14 protein-coding genes are annotated in these 21,139 nt (G+C 74.2%); 11 read left to right on the forward strand and 3 right to left on the reverse strand.

Features of this window, described 5'->3' with window-relative positions; all coding sequences use genetic code 11:
* Positions 1 to 97 precede the first annotated feature (97 nt).
* Entirely contained in the window at positions 98 to 2,158 is a 2,061-nt protein-coding gene (gene fusA, locus ABZ576_RS23845) for an elongation factor G (protein ID WP_360744262.1), read from the forward strand.
* 581 nt (positions 2,159 to 2,739) lie between these two features.
* Here the strand turns inward: fusA and ABZ576_RS23850 are convergent.
* Positions 2,740 to 4,263 (reverse strand): ROK family protein, encoded by a 1,524-nt coding sequence (locus ABZ576_RS23850; protein WP_360744265.1) that lies wholly within the window; start codon positions 4,261 to 4,263, stop codon positions 2,740 to 2,742.
* A gap of 146 nt (positions 4,264 to 4,409) precedes the next feature.
* Between ABZ576_RS23850 and ABZ576_RS23855 the strand changes: the two genes are divergently transcribed.
* From ABZ576_RS23855 to ABZ576_RS23880, 6 genes are all read left to right on the forward strand, one after another.
* Entirely contained in the window at positions 4,410 to 5,726 is a 1,317-nt protein-coding gene (locus ABZ576_RS23855; RefSeq protein ID WP_360744268.1) for a sugar ABC transporter substrate-binding protein, read from the forward strand.
* A 5-nt stretch (positions 5,727 to 5,731) separates the two neighbouring features.
* Positions 5,732 to 6,718, forward strand: a complete 987-nt coding sequence (locus ABZ576_RS23860) for a sugar ABC transporter permease (protein WP_360744348.1) — start codon at positions 5,732 to 5,734, stop codon at positions 6,716 to 6,718.
* A gap of 7 nt (positions 6,719 to 6,725) precedes the next feature.
* Positions 6,726 to 7,565 (forward strand): carbohydrate ABC transporter permease, encoded by an 840-nt coding sequence (locus ABZ576_RS23865; RefSeq protein WP_360744351.1) that lies wholly within the window; start codon positions 6,726 to 6,728, stop codon positions 7,563 to 7,565.
* Positions 7,566 to 7,594: 29 nt separating this feature from the next.
* Entirely contained in the window at positions 7,595 to 8,959 is a 1,365-nt protein-coding gene (locus ABZ576_RS23870; protein ID WP_360744271.1) for a GH1 family beta-glucosidase, read from the forward strand.
* Between the two features lie 181 nt (positions 8,960 to 9,140).
* A complete protein-coding gene (locus tag ABZ576_RS23875) occupies positions 9,141 to 11,033 on the forward strand; it encodes a discoidin domain-containing protein (protein ID WP_360744274.1) in 1,893 nt (630 codons plus the stop codon).
* A 61-nt stretch (positions 11,034 to 11,094) separates the two neighbouring features.
* Positions 11,095 to 11,478 (forward strand): hypothetical protein, encoded by a 384-nt coding sequence (locus ABZ576_RS23880; protein ID WP_360744277.1) that lies wholly within the window; start codon positions 11,095 to 11,097, stop codon positions 11,476 to 11,478.
* 14 nt (positions 11,479 to 11,492) lie between these two features.
* On the opposite strand, the gene ABZ576_RS23885 is transcribed toward ABZ576_RS23880, so the two are convergent.
* On the reverse strand, positions 11,493 to 15,023 hold the full coding sequence (locus tag ABZ576_RS23885; protein ID WP_360744280.1) for a DNA methyltransferase: 3,531 nt from the start codon (positions 15,021 to 15,023) through the stop codon (positions 11,493 to 11,495).
* Positions 15,024 to 15,123: 100 nt separating this feature from the next.
* Here ABZ576_RS23885 and ABZ576_RS23890 point away from each other — a divergent pair, with 100 nt between their 5' ends.
* The 3 genes from ABZ576_RS23890 to ABZ576_RS23900 all read left to right on the forward strand — a co-directional run bounded on the left by ABZ576_RS23890 (position 15,124) and on the right by ABZ576_RS23900 (position 19,088).
* Positions 15,124 to 15,681 carry a GNAT family N-acetyltransferase gene (locus tag ABZ576_RS23890; RefSeq protein ID WP_360744354.1) on the forward strand — a complete coding sequence of 186 codons (558 nt, stop codon included), beginning with the start codon at positions 15,124 to 15,126 and terminating at the stop codon, positions 15,679 to 15,681.
* 131 nt (positions 15,682 to 15,812) lie between these two features.
* Entirely contained in the window at positions 15,813 to 17,309 is a 1,497-nt protein-coding gene (locus tag ABZ576_RS23895) for an ABC transporter substrate-binding protein (RefSeq protein WP_360744283.1), read from the forward strand.
* A gap of 12 nt (positions 17,310 to 17,321) precedes the next feature.
* Complete coding sequence (locus ABZ576_RS23900) at positions 17,322 to 19,088, forward strand: ABC transporter permease subunit (protein ID WP_360744357.1); 1,767 nt, start codon at positions 17,322 to 17,324, stop codon at positions 19,086 to 19,088.
* Positions 19,089 to 19,204: 116 nt separating this feature from the next.
* Here ABZ576_RS23900 and ABZ576_RS23905 read toward each other — a convergent pair whose 3' ends face one another.
* A complete protein-coding gene (locus ABZ576_RS23905; RefSeq protein ID WP_360744286.1) occupies positions 19,205 to 19,969 on the reverse strand; it encodes a CDP-alcohol phosphatidyltransferase family protein in 765 nt (254 codons plus the stop codon).
* A gap of 107 nt (positions 19,970 to 20,076) precedes the next feature.
* On the opposite strand from ABZ576_RS23905, the gene ABZ576_RS23910 reads away from it, so the two are divergent.
* Entirely contained in the window at positions 20,077 to 21,066 is a 990-nt protein-coding gene (locus tag ABZ576_RS23910; RefSeq protein ID WP_360744289.1) for a dehydrogenase, read from the forward strand.
* The last annotated feature ends 73 nt before the right edge of the window (positions 21,067 to 21,139 follow it).

The following is a 21,139-nucleotide window of genomic DNA, read 5'->3' on the forward strand; positions in this document are numbered from 1 at the left end:
ACCACGCCCGGCCGGCGCCGTACCGTCCGCTCACCCCGGGCACACGGGGAATCGCGCTGCCCATCTCCAGCACAGACTTCCCGAAAGGCACCGGGCCGTGCGCATCAGCAACGACACCCTCGCCGCCGTCCGCAACCTCGGCATCCTCGCCCACGTCGACGCCGGCAAGACCACCGTCACCGAGCGGATCCTGTACGCGACGGGCACCACCCACAAACGGGGCGAGGTGCACGACGGCACCACCGTCACCGACTTCGACCCGCAGGAGCGCGACCGCGGCATCACGATCTTCGCCGCCGCGGTGAGCTGCGCCTGGGACGGCCACCGCGTCAACCTCATCGACACCCCCGGCCACGTCGACTTCGCCGACGAGGTCGAGCGCTCGCTGCGCGTCCTCGACGGGGCGGTCGCGGTGTTCGACGCCGTCGCCGGAGTCGAACCGCAGAGCGAGTCGGTGTGGCGGCAGGCCGACCGGCACGGCGTACCGCGCATCGCGTTCGTGAACAAACTCGACCGCGCCGGCGCCGACCTGGACCGGGCCGTCGAATCCATCCGGGACCGGCTGCACCCCGTACCCCTGGTCGTGCAACTGCCGATCGGTGCCGAGCACGGCTTCACCGGCGTGGTCGACCTGGTGCGGATGCGGTCCCTGGTCTGGGGCGACGGGGAGAGCACGGCTGCGGCGGGGGCGGTGCCCGAGGAGCTGCGGGAGGAGGCGGTACGGCGGCGCCGCGCGCTGGAGGAGGCGGTGGCCGAACGGCATCCGGCGGCCCTGGAGGAGTTCTGCGACCGCGGGACGCTCTGCCCCGCCACGCTCACCGCAGCCCTGCGCGACCTCACCCACAGCGGCGAGGGCGTGGTCGTGCTGTGCGGCTCCGCCTACCGCAACCGCGGCATCGAGCCGCTGCTCGACGCGGTGGTGGCCTACCTGCCCTCACCGCTGGACGTACCCGCCGTACGCGGTGTCCACGACGGCGCCGAGCAGCGGCGGCCCGCCGATTCCGCGGCGCCGTTCGCGGGGCTCGTGTTCAAGGTGAACGCGAGCGCCACCGGACGCCTGGCCTACGTGCGCGTGTACTCGGGCACGGTCGAGAAAGGAGACACCGTGTGGGACCCGGGCACCGGACGTACCGAGCGGGTGGCCCGCATCCTGCGGGTCATGGCGGACCGGCATGTCCAGCTCGACCGGGCGGTGGCCGGTGACATCGTCGCCGTCGCGGGTGTGAAGGCGGCCCGGACCGGCGCCACGCTGTGCGACCCGGGCGCCCCGCTCCAGCTGGAGCCGCCCGTGGCCGCCGAGCCCGTGGTGTCCGTGGCGGTCGAGGCGCGGCGGAGCACGGACACCGGGCGGCTCGCGGCGGCGCTCGCCCGGCTGGCCGAGGAGGACCCCTCGCTGGTGCTGCGCACCGACGCCGAGACCGGGCAGACCGTGCTGTCCGGGATGGGGGAGCTCCATCTCGAGGTCGCGGTGGAGAAGATCCGCCGCGACGGGGGACCGGAGGTCACCGTGGGCCGGCCCCGGGTCGCCTACCGGGAGACCGTCGTCGGCGCCGTGCGCGGGTTCGTGTTCCGGCACGTCAAACAGGACGGCGGCGCCGGGCAGTTCGCCCATGTCGTCCTCGACGTGGAGCCGCTCGGCCCCGGAACCGGTGTCACCGGTTTCGAGTTCCGGTCCGCCGTGGTCGGCGGGCGGGTGCCGCAGGAGTACGTGCGGGCGGTGGAGGCCGGCTGCCGGGACGCCCTCGCGGAGGGACCGCTCGGCGGACACCCGGTGACCGGGCTGCGGGTCACGCTCACCGACGGCTCCACGCACGTGAAGGACTCCTCCGACACGGCCTTCCGCACCGCCGGCCGGCTCGGTCTCCGCGAGGCCCTGCGGGCCTGCGGGACGGAGCTGCTCGAACCGGTCGCCGAGGTCACGGTGACCGTGCCGGAGGAGGCGGTCGGCGGGGTCCTCGGTGACCTGGCCGCCCGGCGCGGCCGGGTCGGCGGCTCCGAGGCCCGCGGCGGCGCGGCCGTACTGACCGCGACCGTGCCGCTGGCCGAACTGTTCGGCTACGCCACCCGGTTGCGCAGCCGCACCCAGGGCCGCGGCACCTTCACCACCCGGCCCGCCGGCTACGCACCGGCACCGGCACCGGCGGCCCGCCCGGCATAGGCGGCTCGCTTGGCACCGGTGGCCCGCCCGGCACCGGTGGCCCGCCCGGCACCGGTCCGGTTGCGGCCCTCCCACGGGCGGCGGCGGACGGGCGGCAAGGGCCGGCAGCCGGGTTGGGCCGAGCCGGGCCGGGCCGAGCCGGGGGCCGGGCCGGGAAGAGAGCGGTCAGGGCGGAGGCAGTGGTCAGGGAGGAGGCAGCGGTCAGGGAGGAGGCAGCGGTCAGGGTGGTGGCAGAGGCCAGTGCGGAGGCAGTGGTCAGGACGGAGGCAGTGGTCAGGGAGGAGGCAGCGGTCAGGGTGGTGGCAGAGGCCGGGGAGGAGGCAGAGGCCACGGGCGGGGGCGGGGCTGGGGCGTGCTCGGCCGCGTCTCGTCCCGCCGGGCTCACACCGACCGTCCGCTGCAACCGGCTCGCTGGACCGGCCGTTGGGGTGTCCGCGCCCTGTCGTGTCCGGCTCGCTGGACCGGCCCTTGAGGTGTCCGTGCCCCGTCGCGCCCGGCTCGCCGACCCGCCCCCTCTGCGGCGCCCGCCCCTCTGCGGCGCCCGCCCCTCTGCGGCACCCGTCCCCCGTCGCGTCCGGGAATCACGCCAGCCGTCCCTCCAGCGCCGCCCGCCACGCGGGAGGCGGTGGTGGAGGGGGTGCGGGTTGGGGGCGGTGGCCGCCGGAGGTGAGGAAGGCGGCCAGGGGGAGGACCGCCGCGCCCACGGTCACCGCCTCCGGGCCGAGCCGGCCGAGTTCGACGCGGACCCGGCCGCCGGGATGGCGCAGGGCCCGGGCGAGGGCGTGGTCGCGTACCTGGTCCAGGAAGCCGGCGCCCAGCCGGAGGCCCGCCCAGCCGCTGATCAGGACCCGTTCCGGCTGGAAGAGGTTGATCAGGTCGGACAGGCCCGCACCGAGGTACGCGGCGGTCTCGGCGAGCACGGCTGCGGCCACCGGGTCCGGTGCCCGGCCGTCACCGGGGCGGGCCGCTGCGAGCAGCTCGGTCAGCGCCCGCTCCTCACCGGCCCCCCGCGACGGCCGTCCGCCCGCCTCCCGCCAGCGCGCCACCAACGCCTGCGCGCCCGCGTACGCCTCCAGGCAGCCGCGCGCGCCGCACCGGCACCGGCGCCCGGCGACCCGTACCGTCAGGTGCCCCCACTCCACCGACCGTCCCTGCGCCGCCTCCTCGGTGACCACGCAGGCGCCGACCCCCGAACCGAGCAGCGCCACCACCGCGTTGCGCGCGCCGCGGCCCCCGCCGAACCACATCTCGGCCTGGCCCAGCGCCTTGGCGCCGTTGTCGACGAAGCACGGCACGTGCGGCGGAAGCCGACCGGTGAGCCGCAGCAACCGCTCCAACGGCACGGCGTCCCAGCCGATGGTCTGCCCGTGCACGATCGCGCCCTCGGGTCCGTCGTACGCGTCCCTGCCCATCGGCCGCCCACGTACGGCCATATCGTCCGGCTCGCCGTCCGAGGTGATCGGCCGTCCGCGTACGACCACACCCTGCGGCTCGCCGTCCGAGGTGATCGGCCGTCCGCGTACGACCACACCCTGCGGCTCGCCGTCCGAGGTGATCGGCCGCTCGCGCACAACCACATCCTCCGGCCCGCCCTCCGAGGCGGTCGTCCGGCCGTGGCCCGGCCCGCCGTCCTCGACGATGCCGGGGACGCCGATGCCGATGCCGAGCAGTTCTCCTGGGGAGAGACCCGCCGTCCGCAGCACCGTGCCGATGCCGCCCACGATGTGGCCGACGACGGCGTCGACGTCGTACCCGCGCCGTCCCAAGGGGCGCCGTGCGCCCGCCAGTCGGGTGAGCGCGAGGTCGAACAGTTCCACCCGGACCAGGGTCTCGCCCACGTCGACGCCGATCAGGTGTCCGCCGCCCGGCCGTATCCGCACCAGCCTGCTCGGTCTGCCCGCGTACGCGCCGACGGTCCCGGCCTCCTCCACCAGGCCGTCGGCCAGCAGGCCGGCCACCACGGTGCTGACGGAACCGGAACTCAGCCCGGTCGCCGGGCCGAGCGCCTGGCGGCTCATCGGCCCGTCGACACACAACCGTTGCAGAACGGCGCTCCGGCTCTCCCGCCGCAGGTCACGCACCGTCCGGCCGCCCAGCCCTGCCACCTGGCCTCCCAGTGTGCCGTGGATTTCCGGCTCGTCCGGGGCGGTTTGTATGCCGGATCCCTTGACGAGCGATTGTCTTGAGGTTTAACTCACGTCCTAAATTAAGTCATGAGTGCAACGCACTCCCTGAAGGGACACCGGGAGCCATGCGCAGGATCCGAGCCGCGGCCGTAGGCGCCGTCACCTTGTCTCTCGCCCTCGCGGCCACGGCCTGCGGAGGCGGATCGTCCGCCGGCGGCGGGTCGAACGACTCGCCCAAGACGCTGACGTACTGGGCCTCCAACCAGGGCGCCAGCGTCGCCGTGGACAAGCAGGTGCTCCAGCCGGAGCTCGACAAGTTCGAGAAGCAGACCGGCATCAAGGTGAAGCTGGAGGTCGTGCCCTGGTCGGATCTGCTCAACCGGATCCTGACCGCGACCACCTCCGGCCAGGGCCCGGACGTGCTGAACATCGGCAACACCTGGAGCGCCTCGCTGCAGGCGACCGGCGCGCTGCTGCCGTGGGACGAGAAGAACTTCGCCGAGATCGGCGGCCGGGACCGGTTCGCCGGCACCGCGCTCGGCTCGACCGGCGCCCAGGGCAAGGACCCGGCCGCGGTCCCCCTGTACTCGATGGCGTACGCGCTCTACTACAACAAGAAGATCTTCGCCGACGCCGGCATCGCCAAGCCCCCGGCCACCTGGGACGAGTTGGTCGCCGACGGCAAGAAGATCAGGGCCGAGGGCAAGTCGGTGCTGGGCGCCGAGGGCGCGAACCTGTCGGAGAACATCCACCACGTCTTCGTCTTCGCCAAGCAGCACGGCGCCGACTTCTTCACCGCCGACGGCAAGCCCGACTTCACCAACCCCAAGGTGGTCGAGGCGGTCAAGAGGTACGTCGACCTGATGGCCAAGGACAAGGTCATCCCGCCCGGCGACGCCGAGTACGCGCAGAACCAGTCCGTCAGCGACTTCGCCAAGGGCAAGCAGGCCATGCTGCTGTGGCAGTCGGCCGCCGCCAACCTCAAGTCCCAGGGCATGAGCGAGGACGACTTCGGCATTGCGCCGGTGCCCGTTGTCTCCGGCAAGCCCGGCACCGGCACGCAGGTCAACTCGGCCGTCATGGGCATCAACATCGCCGTCTTCAAGAACACGGACAACCTCGACGGAGCCAGGAAGTTCGTGAAGTTCATGACCTCCGACGCCGAACAGAAGATCCTCAACACGGCGTACAGCTCCATCCCGCCGGTCACGGCCGCCCAGGAGGACCCTGCGTTCGGCACCCCGGCCACCGCGGTGCTGAAGGACACCCTCGCCACGAGCGCGGCCGCGCTGCCCCAGGTGCCGTCCGAGTCGCAGTTCGAGACGACGGTCGGTACGGCCGTGAAGGAGCTCTTCGCCGACGCCGCCGCCGGACGTGCCGTCACCACCGACTCGGTCAAGGCCAAGCTGGAGAAGGCCCAGCAGCAGATGCCGGCGGCGTGAGCACGATGACGACCACCGCACTGAAGGAACCGGTGCGCGAGACGTCCCCCGGTGCGGCGCGCGAACCCCGCCGCCGCACCGGGCGGATCAGCCGCGTCACACTGCCGTACCTGCTGCTCCTGCCCGCCCTGCTGCTCGAACTCCTCGTCCACCTGGTGCCGATGGCGATCGGCATCGTGATGAGCTTCAAGGAGCTCACCCAGTTCTACATCCGCGACTGGGGGACCGCCCCCTGGAGCGGACTCGACAACTTCAGGGTGTCGGTGGACTTCGACGCCCCCGTCGGCAGGGCGCTGCTGCAGTCGTTCGGCGTCACCGTCGGCTTCACCCTGCTGTCGGTCGGCCTGTGCTGGCTGATCGGCACCGCCGCCGCGGTCTTCATGCAGGACACCTTCCGCGGGCGCGGCCTGCTGCGCGCGCTGTTCCTGGTGCCGTACGCGCTGCCCGTCTACGCGGCCGTCATCACCTGGGTGTTCATGTTCCAGCACGACAACGGCCTGGTGAACCACGTGCTCCACGACCAGCTGCACCTCACCGACAAGCCCTCCTTCTGGCTCATCGGCGGCAACAGCTTCTACGCCCTGCTGACCGTGTCCGTGTGGAAGGGCTGGCCGTTCGCCTTCCTCATCGTGACGGCCGGGCTGCAGAACATCCCGCGGGAGCTGTACGAGGCCGCCGCGCTGGACGGCGCCGGGGTGTGGCAGCAGATCCGCCGGATCACCCTGCCGTCGCTGCGCCCGGTCAACCAGGTCCTGGTCCTGGTGCTGTTCCTGTGGACCTTCAACGACTTCAACACGCCGTACGTGCTGTTCGGCAAGTCCGCTCCCGAGGCCGCCGACCTCATCTCGGTGCACATCTACCAGTCCTCGTTCGTCACCTGGAACTTCGGCACCGGCTCGGCCATGTCCGTGCTGCTGCTGCTCTTCCTGCTGGTCGTGACGGGCGGATACCTGCTGCTGACCTCGCGCGGACGGAGGGCTGTCGATGCGTGACTCGTCCATGGCGCCGCCGCGCTCGTTCCTGTGGTCGCGGCGGATCTTCCTCACCCTGCTCGCCGGCTTCGTGCTGACCCCGGTGTACGTGATGGTCTCCAGCTCGCTGAAGCCGCTCGCCGACGTCACCGGCGAGTTCCGCTGGCTGCCGAGCGAGCTGACCATCCGCCCGTACATCGACATCTGGTCGACCGTGCCGCTCGCGAAGTACTTCGTCAACTCGCTCATCGTGGCCGGTGCGGCGACGGTCTGCTCGGTGGTCATCGCGGTGTTCGCCGCCTACGCCGTCAGCCGCTACGACTTCCGCGGCAAGCGCGTCTTCACGGTCACCGTCCTGTCGACCCAGATGCTGCCGGGCATCCTCTTCCTGCTCCCGCTCTTCCTGATCTACGTCAACATCGGCAACGTCACCGGGATCGCCCTGTTCGGCTCCCGCGGCGGGCTGATCCTGACATACCTCACCTTCTCGCTGCCGTTCTCCATCTGGATGCTGATCGGGTACTTCGACTCGGTGCCGCGCGACCTGGACGAGGCGGCGCTGGTGGACGGGTGCGGCCCGCTCGGCGCGCTGTTCCGGATCGTCGTGCCGGCCGCGGTCCCCGGCATCGTCGCGGTCGCCGTCTACGCCTTCATGACCGCCTGGGGCGAGGTGCTCTTCGCGTCGGTCATGACCAACGACACCACCCGCACCCTCGCCGTCGGCCTCCAGGGCTACTCCACCCTGTACGACGTCTACTGGAACCAGATCATGGCCGCCTCGCTGGTCGTCAGCGTGCCCGTGGTGGCCGGCTTCCTGCTGATGCAGCGGTATCTCGTCGCAGGTCTGACGGCGGGCGCCGTCAAGTGACCCACACCCCTGATCCCGAAGGGACTTCCGTGTCCGAACCCATCGACCTCGCCGCTCTACCGCACGACTTCCTGTGGGGCACGGCCACAGCGGCGTACCAGATCGAGGGAGCCGTCGCCGAGGACGGCCGTGCCCCCTCGATCTGGGACACCTTCTCGCACACCCCGGGGAAGATCGCGAACGGCGACCACGGCGACGTCGCCTGCGACCACTACCACCGCTGGCGCGAGGACATCGGCCTCATGCGCCAGCTCGGCGTCAACGCCTACCGGATGTCGGTGGCCTGGCCGCGGGTGATCCCCGGCGGGACCGGCCCGGTGAACCCGAAGGGGCTCGCCTTCTACGACGAGCTGGTGGACGCCCTGCTGGAGGCGGGCATCACCCCGTCCGTCACGCTCTACCACTGGGACCTGCCGCAGGCGCTCCAGGACCGGGGCGGCTGGCCGGAGCGGGACACCGCCCTGGCGTTCGCCGAGTACGCCTCCGTCGTCGCCGGGCGCCTCGGCGACCGCGTCCGGCTCTGGGCCACCCTCAACGAGCCCTCCTGCTCGGCCTGGATCGGCCATCTGGAGGGCACGATGGCCCCCGGCTGGACCGACCTGACCGCCGCCGTCCGCGCCTCCTGCCACCTGCTCCTCGGCCACGGGCTCGCCGCCCAGGCGGTACGCGCCGCCGCCCCCGGCGCGCGGATCGGCATCGTCAACAACCTCTCCACCGTGCACCCGGCCACCGACCGCCCGGAGGACCTGGCCGCGGCCCGCCGGCACGACGGCCACGTCAACCGCTGGTGGCTCGACCCGGTGCACGGCCGCGGCTTCCCCGCCGACATGGTCGAGACCTACGGCGTCGAACTCCCCGTTGATGACGCGGACCTGGCGGCCATCGCCACCCCGCTCGACTGGCTGGGCCTGAACTACTACTTCCCGGCGTACGTCGCCGACGATCCCGACGGGCCGGCGCCGTACGCCCGTTCCGTCCGCCGCGAGGGGGTCGCGCGCACCGGCATGGACTGGGAGATCGACGCGAGCGGCATCGAGACGCTGCTGCTGCGGCTCACCGAGGAGTACGGCGCCCGCACGATCCACGTCACCGAGAACGGCTCCGCCTTCCCGGACGTCGTGCGTCCCGACGGCACCGTCGACGACCCCGAGCGCCGGGAGTACCTGGAGCGCCACCTGGCCGCCTGCGCTTCCGCGGCCCGCAAGGGCGCCCCGCTGGCCGGGTACTTCGCCTGGTCCCTGCTGGACAACTTCGAGTGGGCGTACGGCTACGACAAGCGTTTCGGCCTGGTCCACGTCGACTACCGCACCCAGGTCCGCACGATCAAGGGCAGCGGTCACCGGTACGCGGACATCGTCCGCGTCCACCGCGGCCTGAACCGCCGGGCCGCCTGAGTCCGGCCGGCGTCGCCGGGCCGACCGAGTCGCCGGGCCGACCGAGTCGCCGGGCCGACCGAGTCCGGTCCGGACGGCCGGTGGACGCGTGTGGGGAGCGCGCGTCCACCGGCCGGAGCACCCTGTGTGTCATGCACCCGTCATAAATCCATGTGCACCTCCACCCCACCAGGAGAGCCGCATGTCATCCCGCATCCCCCGCATCCCCGGCATCCCCCGCGCCCTGCTCGCCGCCCTGACCGCCACCGCCCTGCTGGGCTCCGGCCCGCTGCTGGCCGCCCCCGCGGCCGCGGCCCCCGCCGCCGTCGGCTGGGACACCGACCGCGCGGCCGCCGCCTACGCCGTGAACCCCGCCGCCGTCACCGCCTCCGGCAGCGAGAACGCCGGCACCGCCCCCGGCCTCGCCTTCGACGGCAACGGCGCCACCCGCTGGTCCAGCGACTTCGCCGACGACGCCTGGATCCGCGTCGACCTCGGCTCCGTCCTCCGCGTCGACCGCGTCGTCCTCGACTGGGAGGCTGCCTACGGCAAGCGGTACGTCCTGGAGATCTCCCGCAACGGCACGGACTGGACCCCCTTCTACACGGAGACCGCCGGAACGGGAGGCTCCGTCACCGCGCACACCCATCCCCAGGAGGTCACCGGCCGCTACGTCCGGCTGCGCGGCCTGGAACGCGGCACGCCCTACGGCTACTCGCTGTGGAACTTCAGGGTCTACGGCGGCGAACCCGCCCCGGCGTCCACGACCCGGACCAACCTGGCCCTGCACCACCCGGCGTACTCCAACTACTACCAGCACGCGGGGAACTCACCGGCGTTCGTCACGGACGGCGGCTGGCCGGCCGACCTCAGGGGGGACGCGACCCGCTGGTCCAGCGACTGGAACGCGGACCGGTGGGTGTCCGTGGACCTCGGCGCGCAGTCGTCCATCGACACGGTGGACCTGTACTGGGAGTCGGCGTACGCCGTCGACTACCTCCTCCAGGTCTCCGACGACAACCGCACCTGGCGCACGGTCTACGAGCCGTCGGCGGCGGATGTCGCCGGCCGCCGGGCGAACGTGAAGTCGCCCTCCGAAGCGGTGGGCCTCCACGACACGGTCAGGCTGCCGGCTCCGGTCACCGGCCGCTACGTCCGCATGCTCGGCAAGGAACGCCGGTCCTTCTACAACCCGGCGCCCGCCACGGCCCAGTTCGGGTACTCCCTGTACGAGTTCCAGGTGTGGGGCACCGGCGGCAGCGCCTCCGCCGCCTACCCGGCGCTGCCGGCCGACCAGCCGGGCACGTACCGCACCACGTTCTTCGACGACTTCACCGGCACGGGCCTCGACCGCTCCAAGTGGCGGGTCGTCCGCACGGGGACCGAGATGGGCCCGGTCAACGGCGAGTCGCAGGCGTACGTCGACTCGTCGGAGAACGTCCGCACACAGAACGGCAGTCTGGTCCTGCGGGCGAAGTACTGCAAGGGCTGCACCCAGGCGGGCGGCGGCACCTACGACTTCACGTCGGGCCGCGTCGACACGCACACGCACCTCGACTTCACCTACGGCAAGGTCAGCGCCCGCATGAAGCTGCCGGTCGGGGACGGCTTCTGGCCCGCCTTCTGGCTGCTCGGCAGCAACGTCGACGACCCTTCCGTCTCCTGGCCGGCCTCCGGCGAGACGGACATCATGGAGAACATCGGCTACCCGGACTGGACCAGCTCGGCCCTGCACGGTCCCGGATACTCGGCCGACGGCAACATCGGGGCCCGCCAGACGTACCCGAACGGCGGCACCGCCGACCAGTGGCACACCTACGCCGTCGAATGGACCCCGGCGGCGCTGCGGTTCTACGTGGACGACCGCCTGGTCCAGGAGACGACCCGCAACAAGCTGGAGTCCACCCGGGGCCAGTGGGTCTTCGGCCACAACCAGTACGTGATCCTCAATCTCGCCCTCGGCGGCGCCTACCCGGCCGGCTGGAACAAGGTCACCGCGCCCTACTGGGGCCTGCCGCAGTCCAGCGTCGACAGGATCGCCGCCGGGGGAGTGCAGGCCGAGATCGACTGGGTCCGGGTCGAGCAGAAGAGCTGACCCGCCGACCGGCCGCCACCCGTGCCGGTGGGCGGCCCTCCAGGGCATCGAAGCGGAGCGGATGCGGCGCCGCTGGGTCTCCTCGCCGGCCGGCCGGGTGTGGCCGGACGGCTGGCTCGCGGGCGTGCCCGCGCTGGCCGAGCGGCGCGGCAGCGCTCCGGCGACGGTGGCGGCCCTGTCCCGGATCGAGGACCCGCACAGCCTGATCGCCACACCGAGCCGGGGCTGCCACGCAGACTCCGTGGCCTGTGTGACCGGGGCGCTGCTCGGCGCGGTCCACGGCGCCGAGGCCCTGCCGGCCGGCCTGGTGAGCCGGCACGAACTGGCCTGGGCGCTGGACACCCTGGCCCGCGACCTGACCGCGCAGATCGACGACTCGCCCAGCGGCAGCGAGTACATCAAGGGCTGGGACCCGAACTGGTGGGACCGCTACCCCGGCTGGTGAGCGGCCCAGGGAACTCAAGGGGCCGGGTGGCGGGGGCCCCGGCCCGGCGGCGGGGTGAGGGTGGACGTGTAGGTGTGTCCGTCCACGAGCGGTGTGCCGGTGGTGAGGCCGGCGGCGGTCATGCGGTCGTACTCGGCGAGGACGAGTTCCTTGGTGCGGTAACGGCCGTGCTCCTTCACGTCGTTGGCACGGGTGACGTTGAAGGTGTCCAGCACGTACGCCGTGTCGTCGCGCGAGACGCCGTACAGGTGGAAGAAGAAGGCGTCCAGCTCCGCCCGGAGCACCGCCCGGCGCTCCGGGTCCCAGTGGAAGGGGCCGCCGGTGTCGCCGAGTTCACGGGCGAAGCCGCTCAGGTCGGAGGAGGTGTAGGTCAGTTCGGTCAGCCGCGGCACGATGAAGCCGGCGTGCCGGGCCAGCGTCCGGGGTGCGGGGACGGGGAGCTGACGGACGACGAAGTAGCTCAGCGAGGTTCCGCCGAGGGACTGGCGGGCCGCGTAGTCGAGGACGAAGGAGGACCACACGCCGGCCAGCAGCGCGGCCCCGTCCGCGAGCGCCAGCATGAACTTGTGGCCGAAGCCGTGCGCGGGCGCCACCGAGCAGATCATGGTCCGCTCGTTGTTCTTGTTGGTGGTGTCCCGCCAGCCGAGTACCCAGTCCCGCCGCCAGCCCCGGGCGGCCAGCCGCGAGCGGACGCCCGCCGCGCGCACCTCCCGGCCCCGCCGGTCCCTCCCACCCGTCGGCACGTCCTCCTCGGGCACCCAGTAGCGGGGCAGCGGACAGGCCGCCGCGTCCTGGTGCCGCGCGGCCGTCAGCCGGGGCAGCGTGCCCTTGTTGAGCTGGTTGCCGGTGGCGCCCTCGTACGTGGAGAAGCGGTGGTCGTAGTGGTGCAGCATCTTCGCCTCGTACAGCGGCAGCAGCCGCTCGTCGCCGCGGACCAGGATGTTGCCCTTCAGGTTCCAGCCCTCGTCGAGGAGGTCGTCGAAGGTCTCGCCGCGCTGCGCGTCGGGGCGGAACACGGCGGAGTCGTTCGCCATGTCGAACATGCGCAGGAACGACACACCCCAGGGGTTTCCGTCCGCCCGTCCTTCGTGCACGAGGACCGGCACCCGGCGGTGGATGCCGAGCGTGATCTCGGCGTCCCGGCGGGTGCCGAACACCGGGCAGGTGCCGGTGTTCGGGTTCATCCGCAGGATGTCGTCCGCCGTCAGCCGGTAGCGCCGCCCGGCTATCTGCGCGGCCCGGCGCACCTTGAACACCAGCTGCGCCGGCTCGGCCGGGTCCCCGGTGCCGCGCAGGGTGAGCAGGCAGAACCGCAGCTGGTTGTGGACGCCGGGAAAGATCCGTTCCTCGTTCTCGAAGTCGTACAGGGCGGCCAGCCGGCCGGTGGTGACCAGGTCCTCGAAGAAGAACCGGGTGGTGGCGTCGGTCGCTATGCCGGTCGGCACGATGAGCCCGGTGCGCCCGCCCGGACCCGTCAGCGCGTGGCCGGCCTCCGCGAAGACGGCGTACGTGTTGATGTCGCCCCGGCCGGTCAGCGGGTAGCGGCCGCCGGCGCGCAGGAAGTGGCTCTCGCCCTCGGAACGGCGCTTGGCGGCCGTGAACTCCTCCCACAACGGCCGCGCCTGCGCATCCCGGCGCAGCTCGGCGATGGCCCGTTTGCGGGCCGCCGCGTTGCGCGCCCGGGCGATCGCGGGGCCGCGCTCGGCGAAGAACTCCTGCTCCTGCAGTTTGACCCGCTCCCACGGCGGGTTGCCCAGCACCGCGTCGAAGCCGCCCGCCCGGCCCGTGTCCGGCCGGGCACCCGGGCCGGATCCGGGCACCGCGAAGACCTCGGGGAACTCCAGGTGCCAGTGGAAGAAGGCGTACTCCTCGCGCAGCCGCCGTATCTCGGCGTGCGTGGCGTCCGGCACGGCGTCCGGCCCGCGCCCGCGCAGCGCCCGGAACACCCGGTCCGTGGGGGCCTCGGGCGCGCCCGGCCGCTTGGGCCAGACGAAGGCGGCACACCAGGCGTCGGCGGCGTGCACCTCCCGGCGGTGCCCGGCGTCGGTGACGTGTGCCTCCCGGCGGTGCCCGGCGTCGGTGACGTGTGCCTCCCGGCGGTGCCCGGCGTCGGTGACGTGTGCCTCCCGGCGGTGCCCGGTGCCGGTGGTATGGCCCTCCCGGTGGCGGGCACCGGCCGGCGCGCCGGCGGCCGGGGCGGTGTCGCGCGACGGCTCGGCACGGTCGCCGCGCTGGGCCCGGTTGCGCTTGCGGAGCTCGGCGGCGGTCTTCCGGTCGTCGCCCTCGACCGGCTTGAAGGCGTCGGTCGGGACACCGGCGGCGAGGAGCCCCGGGGTCGCGCCGAACAGCCCGTTGCCGTGCTTGAGACGGGCGTCGAGGAACCCCAGGGGCCTGCCCGGCGCCGGCGCCTCCAGCCACAGCGAGACCTTCGCCAGTTCCACGGCCGTCGGATCGAGGTCCACGCCGTAGACGCACCGGGCGGCCACCTCGTGCAGGGCGCGCCGCACCCCGGCGGGCGCCGGCTCCGCGGTCCGCTCCCGGACGGCCGCCAGCCGCTCGGCGATCCGGCGGGCCGCCGCCACCAGGAAGTGGCCGGAGCCGCAGGCCGGATCGCACACCTTCAGGGACAGCAGCTCACGCTCGACCGCCCGCACCGGGTCGCTCTCGCCGGCCCGGGCCGCCGCCTCCTCGCCGCGCCGCACCGCGTCCCTGATCACCGGGTCGAGGGCGGACTCCAGCAGGCTGTCGACCAGCGCGGGCGGTGTGTAGTAACTCCCGCTGGTCTTGCGGAGGTTGCCCGCCGACTCGACCAGCTCGAAGCGCAGCCGCCGCTCGCTGTACCGGGGCTCCAGCTCCAGCAGTGACGCGTAGACCGAGCCCAGTTCCCCGCCGCTCAGCCGCCGGTGCTCGACGGTCCGGGTCGGCCCGGAGCCGCCGTCGCGGACCTGGCACAGCCGGCGCACGGCGGTGAGCAGGGCCTCGTCGGACAGCTGCAGGCCGCGCAGCGGGGCGTCGGCGGCGGTCTCGGTGAACAGGCCGCCCAGGCCCGGCAGTCCCAGCTCGGGGCGGCCCCGCTCGCGGCCGAGCGCCGTCAGGACGAGGCGCAGCGCCGCGTAGCGCCGGCCGTGGGCCGTGCCGCGCCGGCCGCGGGCGTGGGCGCGCAGCCGGGCCGAGGAGAAGTACCGCTCGTACCGCTCGCGGGCGGACGGGTCCGCGTCGGGCGCGAGCAGCGCGTCCCGGTCCTCGGCGACGAAGACGAACAGCAGCCGGCAGACCAGGCGCAGCAGCGCCGTCCGCAGGTCCCGGGGGCGTACCCGCTCGCGCAGCGAGCCGTTCTCCGGGTGCCGCAGGAAGCCCGTGCCCAGCACCGTGACCGCCTCCCGTACACCCCGGCGCAGTGCGTCCGGCGCGCGGGTGCCGGCGGCGGGTGCGGGGACCGCCGGCGGCGGGTTGCCGGCCTCCCGGCCCCCGTCCGCGGTGCCGCCGCGGACGTTGCGCCCGGTGCGCCCGGGGCGGGACGCGCCGTCGGTGAACCGGTGCGCCACTGCCGCTCCTCCGCCGTCTCGCCCCGCCGCGGCACATCGTCCCAGAGCCGACGGCGGGTGACCGGCCGTCCGGCTTATTGCATATGATGTGCAAGTGCATATGTACAGCATCAGGACGGCCACCCGTCAAGACCTCGACGACGCCCGCTCCGTCATGCTCGACACCGTCTACCGCGACTTCGGAACCGGCTACGTGCCCCGGTGGCACGCCGACATCGTCGACCCGGCCGGCGCCTACCTCGTGCCCGCCCGGCACACGCTGCTGGTCGCGGCCGACGCGGCCGGGCGGATCGTCGGCACCGGGGCCGTCGACGCGCGGGGCCCGCAGTGCCCGCCCAACCCGCGGTGGCTGGCCGAGCGCTACCCGTCCGGGGAGACCGCCCAGTTGCGCCGGGTGTACGTGCGCCCCGAGCACCGGCGGCGCGGGATCGCCCGCGAACTGGTGGCGCGGCTCGCGGAGTTCGCGGCCGAGGAGGGCGGCTACCGCTCCCTGTACCTGCACACCGACCCCGCCGTGCCCGGCGCCGAGCCCTTCTGGCGGTCGCTCGGCGAGGTCGTGCACGACGAGCGCGCGGACGCCGGCGGCGGCCAGGGCATCGTCCATTTCGAGCTGCCCCTGCGGCGGGCCGGTGCGCGGTGGGCGGGCGCCGGGGTCTAATGGAAATGATTGTCATGTAGTCTTCTGAGTCTCTGAGTCTCTGAGTCTCTGAGTCTCTGAGTCTCTGAGCCCTCCGAGTCATCTGTCCTCTCGTCCTCCCACCCGCCCCTCCGCACGCCGAACCGAGGAACATGCCCGCCCCGCGCCCCTCCCGACTCCTGGCCGCCCTTCTCCTGACACCCCTGCTCGCCGGATGCTTCTCGTCCCCCTCCGGTGAGGCGGCCGGCGGCCCGGCCGACGGCGCGCGCCTGCGGGTCGCGCTCGCCTTCCCGCCCGCCGAACGGCTCTCCCCGTACGGCGCCGACGCCACCATCCTCAGCCGGCTCGGTGTCGTCGAGGGCCTGACCGCGCTCGACGGCAACGGTGCCGCCGCCCCGGCCCTCGCCTCCTCCTGGTCCCGGCAGGGCGCGCGCGGCTGGCAGTTCACCCTGCGCGAGGCCACCTTCCACGACGGCTCCGAGGTCACCGCCCGAGCCGTCGCCGCCTCCCTCACCCGGGCCGCCCGGGCCAGGCCGGCCCCGGCCGCCCTGTCCGGCGTGACGCTCACCGCCGAGGCCGTGGACCGCCACCGCGTACGCGTCACCACCGGCCGGCCCGACCCGATCCTGCCGCTGAGACTGTCCAGCCCGAGCCTGGCTGTGCTGTCCGCCGAGGCGTACCGGGACGAGGACCGCGTCGACCCGGCCGGCACCGGCACCGGCCCCTTCGTACTGAAGGACGTCACCGGCACCTCGTCCGCGACGCTCGACCGGTACGACGGCTACTGGGGCGGCCGGGCCCAGGCCGCCGGCATCGACGTCCGCTTCGTCCCCGACGGCACCGCCCGCACCAACGCCCTGCGCAGCGGCGCCGCCGACATCGCCGAGGCCGTTCCCGTCGCGCAGGCCGCCACGCTCCCGCGGGGCACGCGGCGGGAGACCGCCACCACCCGGACCACCAGCCTGCTGCTCAACTTCCGCTCCGGCCCCTTCCGGGACGCCGGCCTGCGCTCCGCCGCCCGCGCCGCCGTCGACACCACGGCGCTCGCCGAGGGCGTGTACGAGGGGCACGCCGACCCCGGGAAGGGCATCTACGGCCCCGCCGTCACCTGGGCCGAGGGCCGGCACCGCGAGCCGGCGGGGCGGGCCCCCGCGAAGCGGCCCGACGGGGCCCGCGTCACCCTCGCCACCTACGACAACCGGCCCGAACTCCCCGAAGTGGCCCAGGTGCTGAAACAGCAGCTGGAACGGGCGGGCTTCCGCGTCGAGCTCGTCGTGCGCGAGTACTCGCGGCTGGAGGCGGACGCCCTCGCGGGCCGCTTCGACGCGTTCGTCCTCGCCCGCAACAGCCTCGTCGACACCGGCGACCCCGTCGCCGTCCTCGCCGGCGACCACACCTGCGCCGGTGGCTACAACCTGGCCCGGTTGTGCGCCCCACGCGTCGACCGGGCCGTGGCCGCGGCCGAACGCGCCGTTGGCACCGCCGAGCGGCGGGAAGCGGCACTGCGCGCCGAGGCCGAGATCCTCGGCACCGACTCCGTCGTACCGCTGGTCCACCAGCGCGTCGTCACCGGCGTCGGCCGCACGGTCCGGGGCGTACTGCTCGACCCCTACGAGCGCACCCTCATCGGCACCGGCACCCGGCGCTGACCCGTGCGGACCATGCTGTGGCGGGCCTCGCTCGCCGGCGCCCTGGTGTGCGGAATCGGCCTGCTGCCCTGGCTCAGCCACACCGACCCCGCGCTCACCGTGCTCAGGGCGCGGGCCCAGGACCGCGACCCGGACCCCGCGGCGCTCGCCGCCATCCGCGACCGACTCGGCCTGGACGACGGCCCGTTGACGCTGCTCGGGCGGTGGCTCGGCGGGCTGCCGCGCGGCGACGCCGGCCGGTCCTGGATCTCCGGCGCCGAAGCGGGGCCGGCCGTGCTCCAGGCGCTCGGCGTCTCCCTGCTGCTCATGGCGGCCGCGCTCCTCGTCGCCGCCGGCACCGCCGCCGCCGTGTGCGCCCGCACCCTGTACCGGGGCGGCCGGACCCGGGCCGGCGGCACCGGTCCGGCGATGCTCGCCGCGCTGCCGGAGTTCCTCACCGCCTCCGTCCTCGCCACCGTGGCCGGGGTGCAGCTCGGCTGGCTGCCCGCCCTCGGCTGGTACGGGCCCCGGTACACCGTGCTGCCGGCCCTCGCCCTCGGACTGCCCGCCGGCGCCGTCCTCGGCCGGCTCCTCGACGACCAGCTGACGGGTGCCTTCACCGAACCCTGGGCGCGGTCCGCCGCCGCACGCGGGCTGCCCCGGGCCCGCGTCGCCCGGCAGGCGGTACGGCGCTGCCTGCCCGGACTGCTGCCCAACACCGCGCTGTTCGTCGTCGGCATGACCGGCGGCGCCGTCGCCGTGGAACAGACCTACGACATCCCCGGCCTCGGCCGCACCACCCTCCAGGCCGCCCTCGCCCAGGACCTGCCCGTCCTCCAGGCCGGCACCCTCGCCCTGCTGCTCCTCGCCGCGTCCGCCGCCGGCGCCGCCCGGCTCGCCGTCCGCCTGCTCGTCGGACCGGCCCTGCGCGACGGCGCCCTGCCCGCCGCCCACCGGGCGGCGCCGGCCGTACGGCGGACCACGCCCCTCCTGCTCGGCGGGTCGCTGCTCGCCGTCCTCGTCGCCGGCCTGCCCCGCGACCCACTCGCCCTGGACACCACCGCACGCCTGCGGCCCCCCTGTGCCGGCCACCCGTTCGGCACCGACGCGCTCGGCCGCGACCTGCTCGCGCGGGTCGCCCACGGTGCCCTCCAGACCCTGCTGCTCGCCCTCGCGATCAGCGCCGGCACGCTCCTGGCCGGGCTGCTCCTCGGCCTGCTGCCCCGGCTGTCCGGACCGCTCGTCGACACCGTCAACGCCGTACCGCCCGTGCTCGCCGCGCTGCTGGTCGCCGCCGTCGCCGGCGGCGGACCGGCCACCCCCGCGCTCGCCGTCGCCGCCGTCGCCTGGGCGCCCCTCGCCGCGCACACCTCCGCCCTGCTGCGGCAGGAACGCGCCGCCCCGCACATCGCCGCCACCCGCGCCCTCGGCGCCGGCCGCTGGTACCTGCTGCGCCGCGAACTCCTGCCCGCCGTCGTCCCGTCCGTCACCCGGCACGCCCTGCTGCGGCTGCCCGGCACCGCGCTGGCCCTCGCCTCCCTCGGATTCCTCGGCCTCGGCGCCCAGCCGCCGTCCCCCGAATGGGGCCGGCTCCTCGCCGAGAACCAGCCCTACGCCGAGCGCGCGCCCTGGGCCGTCCTCGCGCCCGCCGGCGTGCTCGCCGTCCTCGGCGCGCTGGCGGTGACGTCCGCCGGCGCGCTGCGGCCGCGCCGCCCGGGAGCAGGGCCGGACCGCCGCCTCCGGACGGCCGCCCGACGATCGCGGCCCCCTCGGTCCGTGAAGCGGGCCGCACGGCCGTGACGGCCCGGCGCCGCCCGCACGAGAGGGCCCGGACCGGTCGCTGGTCGAGCCCCGCCCGCACGAGCAGGGCCCGGACCGGAGGCCGGCCCGGGCCCTGCTCGTGAAGCGTGCCCCGCTCAGCGCGCCGCCAGCTCCAGCAGCCGAGGCTGCTCGGCCGGCACCGCCGCCGGCACCCGCGCAGTCCGCCACAGCCACCGCACGTCCCGGCCGAAGGACCACGTCAGCGAGGCCAGCGCCAGCGCCGTGACCGCCAGGTTCACCGGGCGGGGCAGCAGCTCCGCGCCCGCGACGAGCAGGCAGATGCCCTGGATCGCGGCGACCGTCTTGCGGGCGAAGGACGGCGGCAGCGGCGCGGTCAGCCAGGGCGCGACCCGGGCCGCCGCCACGAACGCGTACCGCATCACGCCGATCAGCAGCACCCACGGCCCCAGCCGCGTCGACACGTACACGCTGAGCACCAGGATCAGGAACGCGTCCACCTCCATGTCGAAGCGCGCCCCCAGCGCCGAGGAGGTGCCGGTGCGCCGGGCCACCTTGCCGTCCACGCCGTCCAGCAGCAGCGCCACCGCGGTCAGGGCGACCAGCAGCGTCACCGGCGGCGTGCTCGCGAAGGAGTCCGCGACCAGCGCGGTCACCCCCCCGACCAGGGTGGCCCGGCCGAGCGTGACCCGGTTGGCGGGGCCGAAGGAGCTGAGCCGGGAGCGGTGCACCGCGCGGGAGAGGACGGCCCAGGTGGCGAACGCGAAGGCGAGCCCCGTCAGCCAGCCGGCCGGCCCCATGCCGATCGCCGAGCCGAGCAGGGCCAGCAGCAGGATCTGCACGCCCGCTCCCACGGCCGTCTCCTGCTGGAGCCTCGCGTCATACGTGTTGTTCAGGGCCACCGCACATCCTCCGGCCGAGTGACAGAGTCGATCAACGCCGCGTACTGTGCGCGGCCTGTGCACAACTCGGTACGTGAACAACTTCCCGATCGTTCAGGAGGATGCCGATGAACCGGTCGGCCCGCGCGTTCTGGCTCCGCTCGCCCGGCCACGGCGAGCTGCGCGAGGTCACCCTCCCGGAGCCCGCCGAGGACGAGGTCCTGGTGCGCGCCCTGTACTCCGGGGTCAGCCGCGGCACGGAGACGCTCGTCTTCCGCGGCGGGGTGCCGGAGAGCCAACACGCCGCGATGCGGGCGCCGTTCCAGGAGGGCGACTTCCCCGGGCCGGTGAAGTACGGCTACCTGAGCGTCGGCGTCGTCGAGGAGGGACCGGCCGCGCTGCTCGGCCGTACGGTCTTCTGCCTGTACCCGCACCAGAGCCGTTACGTCGTTCCGGTGAGCGCCGTCACCGTGGTCCCCGAGCGGGTGCCCGCCGAACGGGCCGTGCTCGCCGGGACCGTGGAGACCGCCGTGAACGCCCTGTGGGACGCCAGGCCGCTGATCGGCGACCGGATCGCGGTGGTCGGCGGCGGCATGATCGGCTGCGCGGTCGCCGCGCTGCTCGCCCGGTTCCCGGGCGTCCGGCTCCAGCTGGTCGACGCCGACCCGCGGCGCGCCAGGACGGCCGAGGCGCTCGGCGCGGACTTCGCCACGCCCGCCGACGCCCTCGGCGACTGCGACCTCGTCGTGCACGCCAGCGCCACCGAGGCCGGCCTCACGCGGGCCCTCACGCTCCTCGCCCCGGAGGGGACGGTCCTGGAACTGAGCTGGTACGGCGACCGGACCGTGGCCCTCCCGCTCGGCGAGGCGTTCCACTCCCGCCGGCTCACCGTGCGCAGCAGCCAGGTCGGCACCGTCTCCCCGGCCGCCCGGGCCGGCCGCACCTACGCCGACCGGATGGCGCTCGCCCTGGAGCTGCTCGCCGACCCGGCGCTGGACGCGCTCATCACCTCGGAGAGCGCCTTCAGCGAACTCCCCTCGGTGATGCCGAAGCTGGCGTCCGGTGAGATCCCCGCCCTGTGCCACCGGGTCGGGTACGCGGAGACCGGCCTGACCTGAGAAAAGAGTGAGAGACGGCTGAACACGGGGAAGCGAGGAGCCGTACTACACGGCAACCCCCGGCGGTCACGCG

It is taken from the genome of Streptomyces sp. NPDC013455 (assembly GCF_040632975.1).
In the GTDB taxonomy this organism is placed as follows: Bacteria; Actinomycetota; Actinomycetes; order Streptomycetales; family Streptomycetaceae; genus Streptomyces.

What these genes read in the sequence shown, in the direction of transcription:
- ABZ576_RS23855 (WP_360744268.1), top strand. Translation starts at nt 4,410, where the DNA reads ATGCGCAGGATCCGAGCCGCGGCCGTAGGCGCCGTCACCTTGTCTCTC.
- ABZ576_RS23860 (WP_360744348.1), top strand. Translation starts at nt 5,732, where the DNA reads ATGACGACCACCGCACTGAAGGAACCGGTGCGCGAGACGTCCCCCGGT.
- ABZ576_RS23865 (WP_360744351.1), top strand. Translation starts at nt 6,726, where the DNA reads ATGGCGCCGCCGCGCTCGTTCCTGTGGTCGCGGCGGATCTTCCTCACC.
- ABZ576_RS23875 (WP_360744274.1), top strand. Translation starts at nt 9,141, where the DNA reads ATGTCATCCCGCATCCCCCGCATCCCCGGCATCCCCCGCGCCCTGCTC.
- ABZ576_RS23880 (WP_360744277.1), top strand. Translation starts at nt 11,095, where the DNA reads ATGCGGCGCCGCTGGGTCTCCTCGCCGGCCGGCCGGGTGTGGCCGGAC.
- ABZ576_RS23890 (WP_360744354.1), top strand. Translation starts at nt 15,124, where the DNA reads ATGTACAGCATCAGGACGGCCACCCGTCAAGACCTCGACGACGCCCGC.
- ABZ576_RS23895 (WP_360744283.1), top strand. Translation starts at nt 15,813, where the DNA reads ATGCCCGCCCCGCGCCCCTCCCGACTCCTGGCCGCCCTTCTCCTGACA.
- ABZ576_RS23900 (WP_360744357.1), top strand. Translation starts at nt 17,322, where the DNA reads ATGCTGTGGCGGGCCTCGCTCGCCGGCGCCCTGGTGTGCGGAATCGGC.
- ABZ576_RS23910 (WP_360744289.1), top strand. Translation starts at nt 20,077, where the DNA reads ATGAACCGGTCGGCCCGCGCGTTCTGGCTCCGCTCGCCCGGCCACGGC.